Annotated in this window: 1 protein-coding gene and 1 pseudogene; one reads left to right on the forward strand and one right to left on the reverse strand. The window is 66.8% G+C overall.

The genetic code is table 11. The features are described 5' to 3' along the window. Window positions 1–201: pseudogene (locus N415_RS30305) on the forward strand (NAD(P)/FAD-dependent oxidoreductase); the annotation flags it as partial. A 4-nt stretch (window positions 202–205) separates the two neighbouring features. Here the strand turns inward: N415_RS30305 and N415_RS30310 are convergent. After that, on the reverse strand, window positions 206–723 hold a 518-nt coding region (locus N415_RS30310), incomplete at its 5' end, for a GMC oxidoreductase (RefSeq protein ID WP_239645742.1).

Genomic DNA, 723 nt, shown 5'->3' on the forward strand with positions numbered 1-723 from the left:
ACCGCGGAGGCCAACGCCCGGTACTTCGCCGAGATGATGCGCAAGCGCCACCGGCAGATCTTCTGGCAGGACAGCTGCAAGCTGGCCAACAGCTACTACTTCGACAAGAACGGCGACGTCCCGCTGCGTCCGGCGACCACGCTGGAAACCCAATGGCGCAGCCGGCATTTCGACCTCGACGACTATCGCTTCACCGCGTGAGGGGTCAGGCGCGCCCCTGCAGGATCCCCTCGATGTTGCGCTCCGCGAGCGCGGTGATGGACATGAACGGGTTGCAGCCCAGGTAGCCGGGCAGCAGCGACGCGTCGTTGACGTAGAGCTTGTCGTAGCCCTTCACCCGGCCGTAGCCGTCGGTGGCCCTGCCCCGGACCACGCCGCCCATCGGGTGAACGGTGTTGGGCGCGAACGCCGTTCCCTCGAAGAGGTCGTCGCGGTAGTCCACGCCGTTGGCCTGCGTCACCTTGTCGAAGACGAACCGGGCCTTCTCACGCAGGTGATCCGTGTGACCCTCCGGCCAGTCGATGGCGATCGAGTCCTTCGTCCGGTCGTAGCTGATCTCCGCGCGGTCCCCGGTCCGCACCATGACGTAGTAGCCCAGCGCGAGCGTCTCCACGGGAAGCGGAAGCGAGAACATGCTCGCGTACACCGGGTTGTCGGGATCGTCGCGGCCGTCGAGGTTGATCATCCCCAGCAGGGACTGCTGGGTGCCGGCCGGATCGCCGG

It is taken from the genome of Mycobacterium sp. UM_CSW, assembly GCF_000455205.1.
Taxonomy (GTDB): Bacteria; Actinomycetota; Actinomycetes; order Mycobacteriales; family Mycobacteriaceae; genus Mycobacterium.